At 61.2% G+C, this 20,184-nt stretch carries 13 protein-coding genes; 6 read left to right on the forward strand and 7 right to left on the reverse strand.

The window, feature by feature from the left end; genetic code table 11:
• Positions 1-6: 6 nt before the first annotated feature.
• The 6 genes from rbfA (at position 7) to pnp (ending at position 5,319) form a co-directional block, all read left to right on the forward strand.
• Positions 7-408, forward strand: a complete 402-nt coding sequence (rbfA, locus tag LQ220_RS02310) for a 30S ribosome-binding factor RbfA (protein WP_230186656.1) — start codon at positions 7-9, stop codon at positions 406-408.
• 12 nt (positions 409-420) lie between these two features.
• Positions 421-1,002 carry a thymidine kinase gene (locus tag LQ220_RS02315; protein ID WP_230186657.1) on the forward strand — a complete coding sequence of 194 codons (582 nt, stop codon included), beginning with the start codon at positions 421-423 and terminating at the stop codon, positions 1,000-1,002.
• Between the two features lie 32 nt (positions 1,003-1,034).
• Positions 1,035-1,586 carry a GNAT family protein gene (locus tag LQ220_RS02320; protein ID WP_230186658.1) on the forward strand — a complete coding sequence of 184 codons (552 nt, stop codon included), beginning with the start codon at positions 1,035-1,037 and terminating at the stop codon, positions 1,584-1,586.
• 2 nt (positions 1,587-1,588) lie between these two features.
• On the forward strand, positions 1,589-2,527 hold the full coding sequence (gene truB, locus LQ220_RS02325; protein WP_230187237.1) for a tRNA pseudouridine(55) synthase TruB: 939 nt from the start codon (positions 1,589-1,591) through the stop codon (positions 2,525-2,527).
• The gene (gene rpsO / locus LQ220_RS02330; protein WP_230186659.1) at positions 2,524-2,793 is read left to right on the forward strand and encodes a 30S ribosomal protein S15; all 270 of its coding nucleotides are present in this window, start codon (positions 2,524-2,526) and stop codon (positions 2,791-2,793) included. The genes truB and rpsO overlap by 4 nt, the downstream gene beginning before the upstream one ends.
• A gap of 213 nt (positions 2,794-3,006) precedes the next feature.
• Positions 3,007-5,319 (forward strand): polyribonucleotide nucleotidyltransferase, encoded by a 2,313-nt coding sequence (pnp, locus tag LQ220_RS02335; protein ID WP_230186660.1) that lies wholly within the window; start codon positions 3,007-3,009, stop codon positions 5,317-5,319.
• Between the two features lie 301 nt (positions 5,320-5,620).
• On the opposite strand, the gene LQ220_RS02340 is transcribed toward pnp, so the two are convergent.
• From LQ220_RS02340 to LQ220_RS02370, 7 genes are all read right to left on the reverse strand, one after another.
• Positions 5,621-7,492, reverse strand: a complete 1,872-nt coding sequence (locus LQ220_RS02340; RefSeq protein ID WP_230186661.1) for a CHASE3 domain-containing protein — start codon at positions 7,490-7,492, stop codon at positions 5,621-5,623.
• A gap of 120 nt (positions 7,493-7,612) precedes the next feature.
• Positions 7,613-11,635, reverse strand: a complete 4,023-nt coding sequence (locus tag LQ220_RS02345; protein WP_230187238.1) for a hypothetical protein — start codon at positions 11,633-11,635, stop codon at positions 7,613-7,615.
• 17 nt (positions 11,636-11,652) lie between these two features.
• Positions 11,653-13,521, reverse strand: a complete 1,869-nt coding sequence (locus LQ220_RS02350) for a hypothetical protein (protein ID WP_230186662.1) — start codon at positions 13,519-13,521, stop codon at positions 11,653-11,655.
• Positions 13,522-13,524: 3 nt separating this feature from the next.
• Entirely contained in the window at positions 13,525-15,486 is a 1,962-nt protein-coding gene (locus tag LQ220_RS02355; protein ID WP_230186663.1) for a heme-binding protein, read from the reverse strand.
• Position 15,487: 1 nt separating this feature from the next.
• Complete coding sequence (locus tag LQ220_RS02360; protein ID WP_230186664.1) at positions 15,488-16,924, reverse strand: cytochrome c family protein; 1,437 nt, start codon at positions 16,922-16,924, stop codon at positions 15,488-15,490.
• 125 nt (positions 16,925-17,049) lie between these two features.
• A complete protein-coding gene (locus tag LQ220_RS02365) occupies positions 17,050-18,483 on the reverse strand; it encodes an aldehyde dehydrogenase family protein (protein ID WP_230186665.1) in 1,434 nt (477 codons plus the stop codon).
• A gap of 46 nt (positions 18,484-18,529) precedes the next feature.
• Positions 18,530-20,176 carry an acetolactate synthase large subunit gene (locus LQ220_RS02370; RefSeq protein ID WP_230186666.1) on the reverse strand — a complete coding sequence of 549 codons (1,647 nt, stop codon included), beginning with the start codon at positions 20,174-20,176 and terminating at the stop codon, positions 18,530-18,532.
• Between the last annotated feature and the right edge of the window lie 8 nt (positions 20,177-20,184).

The raw sequence follows: 20,184 nt of genomic DNA on the forward strand, positions 1-20,184 counted from the left end.
TTGCTTATGGCTGTGACTCCATCCGAAGGCCCGTCCGTCCGCGTATTGCGCGTGGGGGAACAGGTGCGCCACATTCTCTCCGAAGTGCTAATGCGCGGCGACGTGCATGATGCAGTGCTGGCGAAGCATGTCGTCAGTGTCACTGAAGTGCGCATGTCGCCTGACCTGCGCCATGCCACGGCGTTCATCAAACCCTTGCTGGGCAAGGATGAGGAGGCTGTGCTGAAGGCGCTGCGCACCAACACTGCCTATCTGCAACGCGAAGTCGCCAGCCGCATGGGCCTCAAATACGCCGCGAAGCTCAAATTCCTCGCCGACGACAGCTTCGACGAAGGCAGCCACATCGACAAACTGCTCCGTGCGCCGAAAGTCGCGCAGGATCTGGCGAGCGACGACGAAGAAGACTGACACTCTCCGTCGATGGCCAAACTCTATTTCTATTATTCCTCGATGAACGCAGGGAAATCGACGACCCTGCTCCAATCGAGCTTTAATTATCGCGAGCGGGGCATGGCGACGATGCTGTGGACCGCCGCGATAGACGACCGCTATGACGCCGGACATATCACCTCGCGTATCGGGCTGGAGGCGAAGGCGCATGTGTTCGATCCGGATACCGATCTGCGCACCGCCATCCTCGCGCAACATGGAAATGCGCCGATAGCTTGCGTGCTGATCGACGAAGCGCAATTCCTGACCGCCGCCCAGGTGCTGCAACTTGCCCGGATATGCGATGAAAGCGACATTCCTGTGCTCTGTTACGGCCTGCGCACCGATTTTCGCGGTGCCTTGTTCGAAGGCAGCGCGCATCTGCTTGGGCTCGCGGACTCGCTTTCGGAGATCAAGGCCGTGTGCGATTGCGGACGCAAGGCCACGATGAATCTGCGCGTCGATAGCGCTGGCCGCGCGGTGCGTGACGGCGCGCAAACGCAGATTGGCGGCAACGACAGCTACATCGCGCTATGTCGACGGCATTTCATGGCGCGGCTCCGCGAAGGCTGACAGCGACGCATCGCGCCGCTAAGGCCGTTGCTATGACATGTTCCGCCAGCCTCGACCGCCTGATCGCACCTATCGACTACGAAAACCTGCATCTGGTGCAGCTTGGTGCGGAGCATCGCGAAGCGCTGCGGGCGATCTGTCCGCCAGACGATCCGGTATGGGAAATCTATCCGGTCCGGCTTTCGGGCGAGCAATTCGATACCACGTTCGATGGGATCGTCGGTAATCCCGATCGACGGCCCTTCGCCATCCATGAGGATGGCACACTCGTCGGCATATCGGGCTTTCTCAATATCGATCTGGTAAGCCGCGTCCTGGAGATCGGCGGCACCTATATGATGCCCGCTGTCCGTGGCTCCGGATTGAATGGGCGACTGAAACCCCTGCTGATCGCCCGCGCCTTCGACAGCGGCTTTCAGCGGATAGAGTTTCGCGTCGACGCACGAAATGCGCGCTCGCTTCGTGCCGTGGAAAAGCTGGGCGCCGTGCGCGAAGGGGTGTTGCGGCGGCAGCGGGTAACGTGGACGGGCTTCGTCCGCGATACGGTGGTGTTTTCCATACTTCATGACGAATGGCCGCGCTGATGCTGCACGGGTGGATCATTCTCGACAAGCCGCGCGGCATGGGATCGACCCAGGCAGTGTCCGCCGTCAAACGCGCACTGCGAACAGCCGGAGAACCCAAGACGAAGGTCGGACACGGCGGGACGCTGGATCCTCTGGCCGAAGGTGTGCTGCCTATAGCCATTGGCGAAGCGACCAAGCTGGCCGGGCGGATGCTCGACAGCGACAAGATCTATGTCTTCACCATCGGTTTCGGTGTGCAGACCGACACGCTGGATATGGAAGGCGTATCGGTTGCGCAAAGCGACGTGCATCCGACGTTGGCGCAGATCGAAGCCGTGCTACCCCAGTTCACCGGCCCGATAGATCAAGTGCCGCCCGCCTACTCCGCGCTGAAAGTCGATGGCGAACGCGCTTATGATCTCGCCAGAGCGGGGGCCGAAGTCATTCTGGCGACCCGTCACGTCACCGTACATTCTCTCCGCGTCTCCGCGCCTCCGCGCAAACACACCGAGGAAAGCGCGGTGCATGACATCACTCTCACTGCGCATGTCTCCAAAGGCACCTACATCCGCTCCCTCGCGCGGGACATTGCGCTGGCACTGGGCACGGTCGGCCATGTTACCATGCTGCGGCGAACGAAGGCAGGCCCGTTCACCCGCGACACCGCGATTTCGCTGGACAAATTGTCCGATGCTGCTAATGCGCGCACCATCGCGCAGCTTATGCTGCCGTTGACAGCGGGGCTGGACGACATCCCGGCTCTGGCTGTCAGTCCCGATCAGGCCGCTGCCCTTCAAGTGGGCCGAACGCTGACCGGGGTAGCTGCAACCACCGGCCTCCATCTGGCGATACTGGGAGAAATCCCGGTCGCATTGGTTGAGGCGCTGGCCTTGGAAACAGGACTGGAGATCAAGGTGGTTCGCGGTTTTAACCTGATGTCGAAGGAAGAGAATACATGACGATCACGGCAGAGCGCAAGGAAGTGCTCATCAAGGAATATGCCCGCGCTGAAGGCGATACGGGTTCTCCCGAAGTCCAGGTTTCGATCCTGACCGAGCGGATCACGAACCTGACCGAGCATTTCAAGTCGCACCACAAGGACAATCACAGCCGTCGTGGCCTGCTGATGCTGGTTAATAAGCGTCGCAGCCTGCTGGATTATCTGAAGAAGAAGGATCAGGCGCGGTATACCGACCTGATCGGAAAGCTCGGCCTGCGTAAGTAAGCCGAAACGAAGGGACGGCCCCAATCGGGGCCGTTTCCGATTCTGACACATGTCGCCGGGCAATTCGGCGCGACGGCATGATCCGGGGGACGTCCCCCGCCCCGTTCGATATATGAACGGCAAGGGAGAGCCCAACGCTCTCCACCCATGGGTCACTGGACCCACCAAAGGCCCCGCCATGCAATAGGGCATCGCGGGCGAAGGAAATGAAACATGTTCGACGTTAAAAAAGTAGAAATCGAGCTGGGCGGCAAGACCCTCACGCTCGAAACGGGTCGTATTGCGCGTCAGGCTGACGGCGCTGTTCTGGCCACCTATGGCGAAACCGTGGTGCTGTGCGCCGTGACCGCCGCCAAATCCGTGAAGGAAGGGCAGGACTTCTTCCCGCTCACCGTTCACTATCAGGAAAAATTCTCCGCAGCAGGCCGCATTCCCGGCGGCTTCTTCAAGCGTGAGCGCGGCGCAACCGAAAAGGAAACGCTGACCAGCCGCCTGATCGACCGTCCGGTCCGTCCGCTGTTCCCCGAAGGTTTCTACAACGAAATCAACGTAATTTGCCAGGTGCTCTCGTTCGATGGCGAAAGCGAACCCGATATCGTTGCGATGATCGCAGCATCGGCTGCGCTCACCATTTCGGGCGTACCTTTCATGGGTCCGATCGGCGCGGCGCGCGTCGGTTACAAGGATGGCGAATACAGCCTCAACCCGTCGATGGACGATGTGAAGGCCGGTGAACTCGATCTGGTCGTCGCCGCCACGCATGACGCAGTGATGATGGTCGAATCGGAAGCGAAGGAGCTGTCCGAAGAAGTCATGCTCGGCGCCGTTGGCTTTGCTCATGACGCCTGCAAGAAGATCGTCGGCGCAATCATCAAGCTGGCTGAGAAGGCTGCCAAGGACCCGTGGGAAATGGCCGCCCAGGCTGACCTGTCGGCTGCCAAGGACAAGCTGAAGAAGCTGATCGGCAAGGACATTGCCGCCGCTTACAAGCTGACCGACAAGTCGGCACGTTCGGGCGCGCTCAACGAAGCCCGCGCAGCCGCCAAGGCAGCCTTTGCCGATGCAACCCCGCAGGATCAGATGGCAGCCTCCAAGCTGATGAAGAAGCTGGAAGCGGAAATCGTTCGCGGCGCAATCCTGAAGGATGGCACCCGCATCGACGGTCGTTCGACCACGCAGATCCGTCCGATCGAAGCCATCGTTGGCTTCCTGCCTCGCACCCATGGTTCGGCGCTGTTCACGCGCGGCGAAACGCAGTCGATCTGCACCACCACGCTGGGCACCAAGGACAGCGAGCAGATGATCGACGGCCTAACCGGGCTTTCGTACGAAAACTTCATGCTGCACTATAACTTCCCGCCCTATTCGGTCGGTGAAGTCGGTCGCTTCGGTGCGCCGGGTCGTCGTGAAGTGGGCCATGGCAAGCTGGCATGGCGTGCGCTGCACCCCGTACTGCCCAGCAAGGACGAGTTCCCTTACACGATCCGCGTTCTGTCCGACATTACCGAGTCCAACGGCTCCTCGTCGATGGCAACGGTATGCGGCGGTTCGCTTTCGATGATGGACGCGGGCGTTCCGCTCAAGCGGCCGGTATCGGGCATCGCGATGGGTCTGATCCTGGAAGGCAAGGACTTCGCCGTTCTTTCTGACATTCTGGGTGACGAAGATCATCTGGGCGACATGGATTTCAAGGTTGCAGGCACATCCGACGGCATCACCACGATGCAGATGGACATCAAGATCGCCGGCATCACCGAAGAGATCATGCGCAAGGCGCTGGAGCAGGCCAAGGAAGGCCGTGCGCACATTCTGGGCGAAATGGCCAAGGCGCTGGACAGCACCCGCACCGAACTGTCCGCACATGCTCCGCGTATCGAAACGCTGCAGATCGACAAGTCGAAGATCCGCGAAGTCATCGGCACCGGCGGCAAGGTTATTCGTGAAATCGTCGCGGAAACCGGCGCGAAGGTCGACATCGACGACGAAGGCCTGATCAAGATCAGCTCTTCCGACATCAACCAGATCGAAGCAGCACGTAAGTGGATCCTGGGCATCACGCAGGAAGCGGAAGTCGGCAAGGTCTATGACGGCAAGGTCGTCAACATGGTCGATTTCGGCGCGTTCGTGAACTTCATGGGCGGCAAGGACGGCTTGGTCCACGTTTCGGAAATCCGCAATGAGCGGGTCGAGAAGGTGGCTGACGTCCTGAAGGAAGGCCAGGAAGTAAAGGTCAAGGTTCTCGAAATCGATCCGCGTGGCAAGGTTCGCCTGTCGATGCGCGTTGTCGATCAGGAAACCGGCGCCGAACTGGAAGACACCCGTCCGCCCCGTGAAGCGCGCGAACCGCGCGGTGACAGGGGCGACCGTGGGGATCGCGGTGACCGTGGTCCGCGTCGCGATGGCGGCGGTGGCGATCGCAATCGTCGCGATCGTGGCGGTCGTGGCGACCGTCCGCGCAGCGAAAGCAGCGAAGCGTCGAAGGACAGCGACGCTGGCGGTCTGCCTGACTTTCTGACGCAAGACTGATCGGCTGCGGCCCTGCGCCGCAATCGTTGAAAAGGGGGTCGTTCGGCAGTACCGAGCGGCCCCTTTTTCATGCCCGCAGAAGATGTATCAGGTTCGGCTATCGTGGAGCAGAGCGACGAGCGAAGCCCACGCATCTTCCCGCTCTTGCCGCGTTTCGCGTGCCAGGTCTCTGCTGACGTGGCGGCGGTCGCGGCGATGACGGCGCGCGGCTAGGGAGATTTCGGACATGGCGACACAACGTCGCGGAACGGCTTTCGATACAGCTCTTTCGATGACCTGCCGCCGCTGGAGGACCAGCCGTTCAGTCGGTCGGGTCGCTATCCAGAACCTGCCGTATCTTATGTGCCAACTGGCTCATGGTGAACGGCTTGGACAGCAGCGCGACCCCGGCGTCCAGCATTCCGTTGTGAACGATGGCGTTGCGCGTGTAGCCGGTAGTGTAGAGTATCTTGAGCGTGGGACGGTCGATCAGCACCTTGTCCACTAGCTTGCGCCCGTTCATGTCGGGCATCACCACATCGGTGAACAGCAGGTCGATACGCGGCTGAATAGCCAGTACGGCCAGCGCCTGGCTGGCATCCGACGCCTGCACAACCGTATAGCCAAGCTCGCGAAGGCTATCGACGGACACGTGCCGGACACGATCCTCGTCCTCGACCACCAGAATGATCTCACCATCGCGTGCGCGGGGTAAGTCTGTGGTTGTCGGGACGCTGCGACCCGATCCAACGCCTTCGCTCTCGCCATAGTGGCGCGGCAGATAGAGTTTGATCGACGTCCCGTCGCCGGGCTCGGAGTAAATCTTCACATGGCCTTGCGACTGCTTGATGAAACCGAACACCTGGCTGAGGCCAAGGCCCGTTCCTCGTCCAACGCCCTTTGTCGTGAAGAACGGCTCGAACGCGCGCTCGACAACTTCCGGCGGCATGCCAAAGCCTGTGTCCGTCACCGACACTACGATATATTGGCCAGCAGTCACTTCGTTGTGCGCCGCGGCATAATCGTCGTCGAGATGCGCGTTGTTTGTTTCGATCGTCAGCTTGCCGCCATCCGGCATCGCATCGCGCGCGTTGACGCACAGGTTGAGAATGGCGTTCTCAAGCTGATTGGGATCGACAAACGTCGTCCACAACCCACCGGCAAGCACCGTTTCGACGCGCAGGTTGTCGCCGATGGTCCGCCGCAGCAGTTCGGACATGCCACCCACGAGCTTATTGGCGTCGAGGGATTGCGGTTCAAGTGGCTGCTGACGGGAAAAGGCAAGCAAGCGCGACGTGAGCTGAGTCGCGCGCTGCGCGCCCTCCATCGCATTGTCCAGATTTTGCAGTGCCTTCGGGTCGGCATCCTCGCTCAGCCGCCGCCGTGCGATGTCCAGCGAACCGACCACGACGGCAAGCATATTGTTAAAGTCGTGAGCGATACCGCCGGTCAGTTGTCCGACCGCCTCCATCTTCTGCAATTGGCGAAGCTGTGTCTCCACGGCAGTCCGGCTTTGGGCCTCCTCATGCAGTTGCGCGTTGGCGTCGGCCACTGCATCGCGGGCAGCCACCGCGTCGATCAGTCGGCTGCGTGCACTGCGGATGGTGTACAGGCCCAGCAGCATCACGGTCACGCCACTCACCGCCAGTGCAATGGCAATGGCTGTGCGTTGCATACTGGCTGTTGCTTCGCGTTTGAACAACAGGTTCTGCTCTTCACGCTGCATGGCAGCAATTGCACGACGGGCATTATCCATGGACATTTTGCCACGCAACAGTTCGTCCGTATCTATCGGTGCACCCAGCTCGAATTTGGCGATGGCTAGACGAAGATATTCCTGCCGTCCTGCAGTAATTTCCTGCAGCTTCTTGAGACGCTGGATCTGCGCGGGATTGTCGGCCAGCGCTGTTTCCAGTGCGGCGAAATCGGCTGGCAGGCTGCGCAAAGCTGCCTCATAGGGTTCCAGAAAAGTCCTAAGCCCGGTCAACAGATACCCGCGTTGACCTGTCTCGGCATCCTGAAGGCGGGACAATATGCCTGACAGGCGATTCTGCATGGCCTGTGTATGCGTAATCGCTGCGATCGACTGGTCCTGCCTTACCGACAGCCAGATGCTCCCGCCGATGGCAAGCGCGAGAAACAGAAAACCGGCGACCAGCGCGCGAATGGACTTGTCGAACCGAAAAGTGAGCATCGCTAGTGCTTAGCTGCTTTTGTCGGTCGGTCAACTCTCCAGCCGTGCATTTGCCGACGGAGTGAACGTCTTGATATCTTTCCGTATTCCCCGATTAATGGGGTGCGCGAAATCCCCTGTTCAGCGGTTGGGCACCTTCATCGGCGGTCGCCAGTCGCGCATGTCGGGTTCGTCGCTGACCTTGTATGGGATACCGCGCCGGTCGAGGAACAGCCGCTCCATCTCGCTGCGGGTAAAGGGTCGTGAGCCCAGACGTCCGAACACGGCGATCTGCCCACCGGTCTCATCGACGGCCCGGTCGCGATCCAGCCCCTTGGATAGCGCCAGCGCAGGGGACGGGGTCTTCGCCCAGGCGATCAATTCAGGTTTCGGTGCGGGCGAGAAGCCATAGAAATTGGGCTGGCTGTCGGGGCTGGTAAGCTGAATGACCTTCAGGCCATTACGACCATCCGCGACATAAGCGAACAAGGATGCGTTGGTGGTGGCGACGATCACGTCCTCGACATCGTTCATCGCCCCGCCGAACGTCTCCTTGGCATAGAGCAAAGGCTGCAGCGGGTTGGTGATGTTGACGATTACCAGACCGTCTGCCTTGCCCGCGACATAGGCATAGGTGCGCGCCAGGTAGATGCGCCGCGCGTCCGCCAGCGGCACGGTGCCCGATGGCACGGCAACGGGATCGGTCAGCTTGGTCACGTCGAACAGCTTGAGCCCTTCGGCGTCCGTAACCCAGAGATACCGGAACTGGATCGCACTGGCCCGCGCATCCTTCAGCGGACGTACCGCTGCCAGACGCGGCTTCAGCGGATCGGACAGATCGACCACCACCAGCCCGACATCGGCGGTGATATAGGCGATTTGACCGGCCAACTGGATATGCCGCGCACCCTTCAGCACATTGTCTGGGTTCCATGTCACCGCGCGCTTCAGGAAATTGTTGCGGAATTCGCCATCGGCCATCGTCTCGATGTTGACCATCACCAGCCCTTCGACGCTGTCGGTGACGGCGGCGTAGGAATAGATCGGCAGGAAAGGCTGCTCCTGATTGATGGTGCGCAGTTCAGGCGTGTTGCGCAGCGGGTTGACCGGCTGATTGGTCGCAATCGCCATGCAGGTCGCATTGGTTGTCTTGACGCGGGTGTTCTGTCCCAGCTTGGAGAAGGGCGCGCTCACGATCCGTTCGGAGAAGCCCTTGTTGGCGATGGAGGCAACGTCATAGACGTGGAAGCCGCCCTTGCCTTCTGCCACGAACATATATTCGCCGCGCAGTTGCAGGCAGCCGACCCGGTCGGTGGTGCCTTGCACGATGTTCTTGAATTCCTCCATCGGCTGCGTTTCGCCGGACGCCTTGGCGTCGAACACCTTGCCGCGCACCCAATCCTTCAACTCGCGCTTATTGTCCTCGACATGCATGCGCCAGTAATCGGGATAGGCATATTTCTGAAGATAGCTGCCGATGACCGCCTGGGGTTCGTCCCATTCGGTGACGCGCACCGCTTCGAACCCGCCTTCAAGGCCGGTCCAGGCATTCAAACCCACGAAGTTCACGAAATTCGTGCCCAGCAACAACAGTTGCGACATGATCGCGTTGTTGTCGTCCTTCGCCGACAGATGGCAGTCCGAGCAGGTCTTTGTCTCGGTCGTTCGCACGGTATGCGGGAAGTGCGGCGCGAACGCTTGCGAGGAAAAGCCGATGCCTGAAATCGGTGGCTGCTGAATATAGATGCGCTCTCGATTGAGGTTGGTTGAGGACAGCACCAGCGCACTGGTCGAGCGAACCGGGGTGATTTCGTTCCCCTTGGTCGTCATGTGGCGGCCAAGCTGGAACATCTCGTCACGCGCGACCTGCGGGTTGTACGTCGCGAAGTTCCGCGTTTCCTCGCCCTCGAAATGGTGGAGCTTCGTCTTCCAGTTCGCCTCGATGGGCAAATGGCAGCCACCGCAGCTCGTCGTCCAGCTCAAATGGCAGGTGAAGCAGGCCATCTGATCGTCGCCATGCGCCCGGTCCGCCTTGGCGACTCCCGGCCCGAAACCGTAACTGCCGTCTTCTGCGCTGGTCTTGCTCATCAGCTTAGACCGCGCCGCCCGCGCATTGAAATGCGGGCTGGTCGCGTCGACGCTGTCCTTGACGAGACTGACTTCCCATTCGAGTGTCGGATCGACGATGGACCGTTGGATCAGCTTGCGCCGACCGCTGGCATCGTAGAACCATTCGAACCGACGCTTGCCATCGGGATTGCGCAGCAACGCGAGGTTGGTGCCATTCGGCGGGGCGGCGGGACCGGAGGTGAGCAGCGTCGGCCATGCGTCTGCAGTGCCGTGGCAATCCTTACATCCGATTTCGATGGCGTTGGCGACTTCGCCATAGATGTAACCATTGCCGTGACTGTCCTGCCCAAAATGGCAATCCGCGCACTGCAGACCCTTTTCGGCGTGGATGTCCATCATATGCACGGTCTTGCCGGGGTTGGTGCCGGGCTGGACGAATTTCTCCTCACCCTTTTTGCGCCACTTTTCCGGATCGTCATTCGCGACGATCTTCCCGTCCTTGTCGAGCAGATTGCCTTCGCGATCGCGCTTGAAGATGCCGCGGAAATTCCAGCCATGGCCGTGATAGTCGGCAAACTGCGTGTCCTTGGCCTTTTCATTGAGGTCATAGACATTGCGCAGGAAATCGACATCGGACCAGTTGCCCTTGGGCGCCGCGCCTTCGGGGTTGCGCTCCAGTGTCTCGTGGACTTCGGCGGCGGTCGGATATTTCTGCTTCTTGGGCCACATCAGCGGCGCGTCGGACTCATAGTCCCACATGGTGTAGCCAAGGTAGCTGTTCAGGAAGATGTTGGGCTGATGCATGTGGCAATTCATGCACTGCGCCGTAGGGATCGCGCGGGTGAAAGCATGCTTGATCGGGTGGCCGCTTTCCTTCGCGGCGGCGATGGGATGCTCAGGCGTGGCGTCGTCATGATTGGACGCGACGGTTTCGCCATGCGGACCTTTCAGGCCGCCGTGACCCACTTCGGCATGTTCGACTTTGGCGGCAATCGTCGGATCGACGGTCGCACTTTGCCCGTCGCGGCCATATTGCGCGTAGATCAGGCTGTGGCGCGGTTCGCGGTCGTTGGCATAGACGACATGGCAACCCGAACAGCCCGAATGGCGATAGTCGCCCGGCTGGTCGTTGGTCCCCATGAACCACATGAACGGATCGTTGAGGCGGGTCTTGTGAATGTTGAGCGCGGGGATCGCAACGCGCAGGCCGGTGCCGGGACCGCGGCTCGATTGCTTCAGGTCCGGGCGGCCCGGTTCTTCGAGCCGCTGGATCGATCCGGTCGGGTTGGGCAGGCCGATTTCGGCAAACTGCGTCTGGATATTGCGCCCGCCACGCTCGAACACGCGGAACACGTCGCCGGGCGGAATGACGTGCCATGTCGGCAGCGGATAGAGTTCGGCCAGCGCACCGCGCGCCTTCTCCGCGTCGGTCAGTTTGCCCGGCGGATTACCGGGTGTGACGATCTTGGCGGGTTCGCCTTCGCGCGTATAGGCTTCGCCGAAGATGTAGTTCTTGAACGGGACGATCCCGTTATTATACGCCGCACCGCCCCACAGCATCGCGCCCGACGCCATGATTGAGCGTTCTGCCGCTTCGATGGTGGCCAGATGGCACGACCCGCAGGCTTCGCGCGCCACGCGATAGTCGGACGGATTAACGAAGCGTACGAATTCCGGCGCTTCCTTGTTCAGCAGCGCATAGGTGCGTTTCGGATTGGCCGAAGAGGGATAATGCCAGCTTTCGGGATAGGTCGGCAGCACATGCGCCTTGTCCCGCGCGGCGGCATAGGCGGGATCGTCGAAGCCCAGTTCGGGATTGCCGCGCACGCTCGCATTGCCGCCATGACAATCGGTGCAGCCCAGCATGACCGCAGGCGTTGTGTGCATCGATGGTTCGTCGGTCTTCGTGTGACAGCTATAGCAACCATCGGATTTACCGGCGACCTGCTCTGCGGTCTGACTCATCGGCGCGGCGGGGGCGACGGCATAGACGCGCTTCACGGGCTTTTCGTCGTCGCTCGCCTGAACGATGGCAACGGGAATGAGCAAGGCGGCGAGGAGGAGAAGCGCCCAGCCTTTCAGCCGTGAGAGAATGGGAAGCAAGCCGCGCATCAATAGCTGACAATCAGGTTGGCGAGCACCGAATAATAATTGCGGTGGCTGTCGCGGTTATCGAAAAGGTCTCTGAAACCCGCACCAGGCAGGAGCGCCGCGCCCGACAAGCGGAACACGATGTTCTGGGTCGCTTTGGGCCGCCAGATCGCTGCCCCGGACAAGTCCCAGCCGATCGACTTGGGGATGCTCCCCTCGACACGCAGCGCCTGCAGCGTGGCGGTATTTTCAAACCACAGGTGATTGGCGTTGGCCGACAGGCGAACCTGCGGCGTGATGTCGAAATCTGCGCCCGCCCCGGCCAGGATCGTGCCGGGATTGTTGAAATTCGACTGCCCCTGTTCTTTCGAAGAGCGCAGCGAATTGAGGATTCCGTTGCGGCCGTTGATGCTGATGACGCGCCCGCCGCCCGCGAACGGGATCGTCTGGCGGATCCAGTAGCTGGTGTCGGCACCGGCAAACACCGGGTTCTCGAAAATCGCGTCGAAGCCGTTTTCGGTATTGTCGTAGGGATCGCCATCGCCGCTTGCATACAGCCCGGACAGTCGGAAACGTACCCAGTCGATATCGTAGCTGGCTTCGGCAGCGGCGAAGAAAGCGCGAATTTCGGCTTTCTTGCTGGTGAAGAAGTTATTCCGGTCTTCGCCCATCGCGCCGTAAAGCGATGCCGTCAGGTTGATCCGCCCGATCCGTCCGTCGGCATTATAGCCCAGATAGACGACATCATATTCGCGCCCGCGCAGATCGCCGAGCAGGGCAGGGCGCACCGGAAAGCCGTTGTCGTCGATCTCGACGTCGTTCTTCTCGCGGTTCATGTTGTACACGGCAGTGATCTGGCTGGTCAGGCCGGGGAGCAGGAAGTCCTGCCGATAGACGTTGGCGAGAAAGACAAAGTCGTCGCGCGGGCGTTGCACGACGCTGTTGAGGCCGCTGTTCGTGTCCTTTTCCAGTCGCCAGAAAGCCGCGAGGTTGAACTGGAAACGGTTATTGTCGCGATTGCCGAACAGGCGGATGCCGAGTTGCTGATCGTTGAACAGGAAGCCGCGGAAATCGGACTGCATCGGCTGAATCCCGACACGCAGTGAGCGGAAGTCATATCGGTCCGATGTGTTCGCCAGATGGTAATCGACGAACAATTCCTGCACGCCGAGGAAATGATCGGTGCGGCGGCTGGGCTTCGATGGCTCGACGAACAATACGCGCCGTTCGGGCACGTTTACATGATTGACGTTGAACGCCAGTGCCACGCGATATTCGATTTCGGGCGGCTTGAAGGCCGTCGATCCCTTCACCAGCGAGGCGCTGGCGATGAAGGTCTGCGAGAAGACGAAGCTCGCATCCTTGCCGAACACGTCGAGGCTGCCGGGGCGTTCAGTGGTCTGCACGCCAACCGGAATGGGAAAGGTGCGCGGTTCCAGCACGGTGTCGCTGACGGCGCTGGCGATGAAGAACCAGTCGTCGCCCTTGATCGGCAGCCACTTCGCCTTTTCACGGTTTATGGGCCGGTCACCCTTCAACGTGTTCTGGTTATACGGGTCGAACCAGCGTTCCTTCACCACACCCAGCGATTCGATCAGGCGCCAGCGGTCGGGGATCGGGATCTGATCGGTGGGAAAGGCTTCGGGCGGCGGCGCACGCAGCGCGCCGACATTGTCCTGTGTCACCTTGTCCGGCAGTTCCTGCTCGAACCCCGGACGGCGTCGACCGTCGATAATCTGTTCGTCCGCATCGGCCTGCGACTGATGTTCGGGCGCGTCGATGATCTGCTGCCAGTTGTCGGGCGGCGGCGGTGGCACAGGCTCGGCCGGGGGTTGCGCGCCCGATCCGGCCAGCGCCGCGACAAGCGGCAGGAGGGAAGCCAGCGTCATCGCCTACAGCCCGCCACAGGCGTCTTGCGCATTGGTATCGAGGAACGGCGCGAACGGGCAACCGACAAAACGCAGCCGCACGCTGGCACCGCTCAGTTGCACGACGATCTGATCCGCGCGGATCGCGACCGGCGCATTGCCGACGCCGCTGGTCCGTTTGCCCCCATTGTTGAGGCCGAGGAAGCTAATCATGTCATCCTGATCGATGCCGTCGCCCGACACGCCGACGCCGCCGATCAGCACATTGCCGCGATAGACCGGCACCGAACCGGGGAAAATCTGAATGCCGTTCTGTAGGCGGTTCTGGTTGGCGGCGGGCGCGGGGAGGGACGTGCACCGCTGCGGCGTGTCGGTGGCCGATGCGCCGGTTACGAAGCCCAGATGCGCGGCGAGATCGCCGAGGATCAGCGCTGACTGCAGCCCAGTCGAGAAAGGATTGAACTGCGCAATGGGACGCGAGAAGGGGCCGTTCGGGCGACCGACTTCACCATCTGGAAAATAGGGGCGCGAAATCAGTCCATTGGCGCGATCGGTAAAGGCATATTTGCCGGTGAGCGCAGTCTGATCGTTGAAGAAGGTGCGCGCCTTTGCCACGAAATCCCGCACATCGGCGCTGGGATTGAGAAGCAATTCTTCGCCTGCCCGCGCGCCGGAGAAGAACGCCGCCGTCCGCGCCTTTTGCAGCGATACGTCGGTCCCGAAAATCGGCGCGTCGGGCGAACGGACGACGCCCAAAGCCTGCCCGCGCGTATCGACCACCGAAATGCTGACCTGCGCGCGGCTGTCGAGCGGCTGCCGGATCTGGGCGCGCGCGCGGCTCATGACCGTGAAGGCTTCTTCCAGAATCGCCGTGACTTCAGCAGCGGTCAGCGGTTGCGCCACATCCCCGGCATCTGTCGCTGCGCGGATCGGGAAGCGGTTGTTGCCCGATCCGTCGGTCAGGATAAACGCATCCCGATTGGAAAACTCTGCCGTGCGTGAAGCGCGGATGCCCGATATTTCGCTACCATAGGGCGTGCCCGCCAGAATTGCGGGCGCGGGATCGCCATAATAGCCGCGCACCGCAACCAGCGTCCCGCGCGCGGGATTGGTTGCGGCATAGCTTGGCGTGCCGGTGGCCATCAACCGATCATAGCTGGCGTCGGAATAGCGCAGCGATGTGCCATCGACGGAAATGCGATTGGCGCGGATCGCTTCGGGCGCTTCGAATCCGACCGTCCCGGCCAGCGCAATGAACTCTTCCGGGTCGTTGTCGTCATCGAGAATGTTGGGATCGAAACCATAGACGCCATCGGCCATCACCCCGATCCCGCCAACGATCACGCCGTTCTTGTAGAGCGGAAAGCCACCGGGATCAGCGGAAAGTCCCAGCGGCGAACGCTTCGGCCCGATCAGCGCGCCTGCGCCGGAGGGGGCAAAGCGCGCAGCCAGGTCGGAACAGGGCAACTGGCTGAACTGCACCCCGTAGAGCGGCCCGCTTTCCAATCCTACAGTGGTCGGTGCAGGTGGGAAATGCGGTTGCACGATTTGGCTGGCGGTGCGGGTGGAAAAGGCATTGCCGCCGCTGGAAAGATACGCGCCCGTGATCGCTTTCGCAATTGCCCCGGCGGCGGCGGGGACGGTCAGGTTCTGCGCGTCAATATTCTGTCCGTTGGGGGCGGCGCTGGTGGTCGCAGTCGCGCGCGCGCCGTTCATGTTGAAAATCGCCAGCACATTGCCGACCCGGTCGGTCACCGCAATCACTGCGGGCAGATTGCGCGCAGTCGCTTCGGCAGCGGCGCGAGCGATGACGGTCTCGACATCGGCGACGGTCAGCGCTTCCTGCGCGGGCACGGCATAAAGCCCTGCGGGAGTAGGCGTCGGAGTCGGCGAAGGTGCAGGGGTCGGCGCACTGCTGCTCCCTCCACCGCCGCAGGACGACAGGATCAGTGCGGCACCGGCCAGCAATGCGGACACACGTTTCATATCAGCGCAGTGCCCCTATCGCGCGGGAGGCACTGCCCAATGCGCTGCGGAAATCGGCTGGGCGATAGCTGTTGGGCTCTTTCACGGCCCCATAAGCCCGGTTGATATCCGCCCGAATGCCCGCCGCCGCACCCACGGTTACACGGCCCGATTTGACCAGTGCGTTGAGCAAGGTATCCACGCCCATTACCGCCTGCACCGATCCCTCATAGTCGGTAAAGCGCGGCGCCATCGCTGTGCTGGAAATCCTGTCGATGATGGCAAAGCCCATATCGCCGCCCAGCCGATCGCTGGCAAATTCCGCCGCCAGCGCCGCTGCGCTCGCCGCCAGCTTGCGCGCTGCCGCTACGCTGCTTGGCCGGTCGCGACCCATCGATGCGTGGAAAGCGCGGCTGTCGCCATCGAACCGCGCGGCTAACGCTGGCGCGGCAACTTGCGCTGCTGCAGACAGCATGATGAGATTTTCGTCATTATAGGGCGGCATCCCTGCCGGGATCGGGCGACCCGGATTGGCTTCCCACGTCTTTACGCGCGTGTCCTGATCGTAGATTCGGCGGTGGCAGCTATGGCAATCGAGGAAATAGAATTCTGGGAACACACCTTCGGTCCCGCGCGCCCCGGCATATAGGGTCAGCGACCGTTCCAGTGCCAGCGCCTGTCCCACCGCCCACATCCGCACGCTGTCGGTGCGCCCCTTGCGCTGAACATAGTCCGCATCCTCGTCATGATGCGCCTGCAGCGAAGAGAAAAGATCGAGTTCGAAGGCGATGCGCGGATGGCCCGCCGCCATGATCCGATGCGTCACGAACTGACCGGGCTTCGCGCTGCCGAAATGGCAGTCGAGGCAGACCGACGCGCGCGCCGCCGGACGATCGAGTGGGATCAGACCCTTGGCGACGTTGCTTGCATGGCTGGCACCCACGGCATAATGCGACGCGATCCAGCCCGATGCTGCACCATGGCACGCTTCGCATCCGACGCCATCCTGTTTCAGGAACCGCGCACCGCGCGCGCCGGAGGCAGGCGTCGCATGGCAGCCGAGACACTCGCCTGCCGCGGTCGGATCGCCAATCCCCAGCGTGGCGGCAATTTGCTTGCTGCGTGTGCCGGACAGCACGGCAAAGGCACGACTATGCGCGCCACCTTGCGTCGAAGGCTCCTGCCAGCGTTGCAGTTCATCTTGCCGCACGACCTTGCCGTCGGCTTCCATACGACCGTGGCATGTCGTGCCTGCGCAGGATGCAACGCCGACAAATCCGCCGGGTGCGGAGGACGTGGAAATCGATGCGGGGGCGGGTGCCACGGTGGAGGTGGCGTCAGCGGACGGTGTCCCGGCACCGGGCAATCCACCCAGCACCAGCGCGAATATGGCAAAAATGCCCAGCAGCATGCTAGCCACCACGGCCTGAATGCGGACGCTTCTGCCCCCAAACGTCATCTGCACGCCCCCAATTCGCGTCCGGCCTCAGCCGTGACGCGCCCCCAATATTCGCGAGCGACCGCTTGTATCTTGTTAGATCACCCTAGCCTTGACCGGGGCCATCTTTCAATCGGGAATTCGGCTCATTTACGACGGATGACGAGGTTTCTTATCTCCGTCATGTCTTCCATCGCGAATTTGATGCCTTCGCGCCCCAGCCCCGAATCCTTCACCCCGCCATAAGGCATATTATCCACACGATAGCTCGGTACGTCATTGATTACGACGCCACCGACGTCGAGGTGATCCCATGCATCGAACATCTTGAACAGGTCGCGGGTGAAGATGCCTGCCTGCAGCCCGAACTTGCTGTCGTTGACCTCATCCAGAGCGGCATTGAAATCGCTGAATTTGCTCAGCAATGCCAGCGGTCCGAAGGCTTCTTCGCGATAGGCTGCGGCCGAACGGTCGACATTTTCGAGCAGCGTCGCTTCCAGCATCGCACCCTCGCGCTTGCCCCCACACAGCAATGTCGCGCCCCCCTCGACCGCTTGCTGTATCCAGCCATCGAGCCGTCGCGCTTCGCTTTCGGAAATCATGGGGCCGATGAAGGTGTTGCGGTCCTTCGGGTCGCCCGCAACCAGCGTCCTGGTCTTGGCGACCAGCATGTCGCGGAATCGGTCGTACACCGATTCGTGGATGATGATCCGCTGAACCCCGATGCAGCTTTGCCCGGACTGATAGAACGCCCCGAAGATCACGCGCTCCAGTGCATCGTCCAAGTCCGCATCGTGATCGATGATGACCGCTGCGTTACCGCCCAGCTCCAGCACGACTTTCTTCTTGCCTGCCTTGGCCTTCAGATCCCAGCCGACACCCGGCGATCCGGTGAAGGACAACAGTTTCAGCCGGTCGTCCTCGGTAAACAGGTCCGCACCTTCGCGATGCGCAGGCAGGATCGAGAACGCGCCTTCGGGCAGGTTCGTTTCCGCCAGCACCTCACCCATGATGATCGCGCCCAGCGGTGTGCGACTGGCGGGCTTCATGACGAAGGGGCAGCCGACGGCAATGGCGGGCGCGATCTTGTGCGCGGCCAAATTGAGCGGGAAATTGAACGGCGAAATGAACGAGCAGGGGCCGATCGGCACCCGCTTCCATATACCCTGATAGCCTTTCGCGCGCGGCGATATGTCGAGCGGCTGGACCTCACCCGTCATCCGCACCGATTCTTCGGCAGCAATGCGGAAGGTGTCGATCAGTCGACCGACTTCGCCTTCGCTGTCCTTGATCGGCTTGCCGGCTTCCACGCACAGGGCATAGGCCAGTTCTTCGGACCGTTCTTTGAAGCGATCGACGCAATGTTGCAGCACCGCCTGCCGTTCATAGGCGGCCATGCGCGCCATGGGCTCGGCGGCGCGAACGGCACCGGCAATGCCTTCCTCGATTGTTGCCTTGTCGGCCTGTGCCACGCGGAACGCGACTTCGCCGGTGAACTTGTCGGTCACCTCCAGATCGGTGTTCGGCTGCTGCGCCTTGTTGTTGAGGTAGAGCGGATAGACGGATTTCAGCTTGGTCATGGTGTCTCCCTGCCTCCTGCGCGCTGGCAGGAGGCAATAGCAGAAGTCAGAGCGCTGCGCTCAGTTCCTTGATGTCCTTGTTCAATATCTGGTCGTTCTCACTGTAATCCACAGGACAGTCGATCAGATGCACGCCGGGCGTGTCGAGTGTGTGCTTGAGCAATTCGCTCAGATGCGCCGAGCTTTCCACGCGATGCCCGAACGCGCCATAGGCTTCGGCATATTTTACGAAATCCGGGTTGCCATAAGTCAGTCCGAAATCGGCAAAACCCATATTGGCTTGCTTCCAACGGATCATGCCATAGCTGCCATCGTTCAGGATGAGCACCGTGATGTTGAGTTTCAGGCGGACGGCGGTTTCCATCTCCTGACTGTTCATCATGAAACCGCCGTCGCCGCAGATCGCCATCACCTTGCGGTCGGGATAGACCATCGCGCTTGCCATTGCGGAAGGCAGCCCCGCGCCCATCGTCGCCAGCGCATTGTCCAGCAGCACGGTGTTCTGCTGCCGCGCCGGATAATTACGCGCGAACCAGATTTTGTAGACGCCATTGTCGAGGCAGATGATGCCGTCATTGGGCATCGCCTCGCGCACTTTCCGCACCAGATAGGGCGGGAAAATCGGGAAGCGGTCGTCGCCGTCCAGGCTGGCCGTATGCGCGACTTCCGCCTTGCGATAATCCAGCATTTTCTCGCTGGCCCAGTCTTGCGGAACAATGTCTTCCTTCATCTGCCAGATCGCGTTGGCGATATCGCCGATCACTTCGACTTGCGGGAAATAGACCGGATCGACTTCCGCCGAGCGTGTCGAAATGTGGATGACCGGCGTGCCGCCATCGTTCTTCATGAAGAAAGGCGGCTTTTCGATCACGTCATGACCAATGTTGACGATCAGGTCGGCGGCACCAATCGCGCGATGCACGAAATCGCCTGCGGACAGCGCCGCGCAACCCAGGAACTTGGGATGGGTCTCGTCGATCACGCCCTTGCCAAGCTGCGTGGTGAGGAACGGAATGCCGGTCTTTTCCACGAATTGCAGGAGCATCCGGCCCGTCATTTTCCGGTTCGCACCCGCACCGATCACCAAGATTGGCGCTTTCGCCTTCTCCAGCATCTTCACCGCTGCGCGCACGGCCTTGGGGTCAGCGGAGGGGCGACGCGCAAGGCTGGGCTTGATCGGCGTGCTGTCGGTATCCTCGTCCGCCACATCCTCTGGAAATTCCAGATGCGTCGCACCGGGCTTTTCCTCTTCGGCCAGGCGATAGGCTTCGCGCACGCGGCTCGGGATATTGTCGGCGCTCGCAAGCTGATGGGTATATTTGGTGATCGGCCCCATCATCGACACCACGTCCAGGATCTGGAACCGGCCCTGCTTGCTCTTCTTGATCGGCTTTTGCCCCGTCACCATCAGGATCGGCATGCCGCCAAGCTGAGCATAAGCGGCAGCGGTTACGAAATTGGTCGCGCCCGGGCCCAATGTCGCCATGCACACGCCGGTTTTGCCGGTGTGCCGTCCATAGGTCGCGGCCATGAAGCCAGCGCCTTGTTCGTGGCGCGTCAGGATCAGCTTGATCGACTTCGACCGGCTCAAACTGTCGAGCATGTCGAGATTCTCTTCGCCTGGAACCCCGAAGATATATTCGCAGCCTTCTTCTTCCAGGCATTGAATGAACAGGTCTGAAGCCTTCGTCATAAATGTCC

Origin of the sequence: Sphingobium sp. CECT 9361, from assembly GCF_918741285.1 — a bacterium.
Lineage (GTDB): Bacteria > Pseudomonadota > Alphaproteobacteria > Sphingomonadales > Sphingomonadaceae > Sphingobium.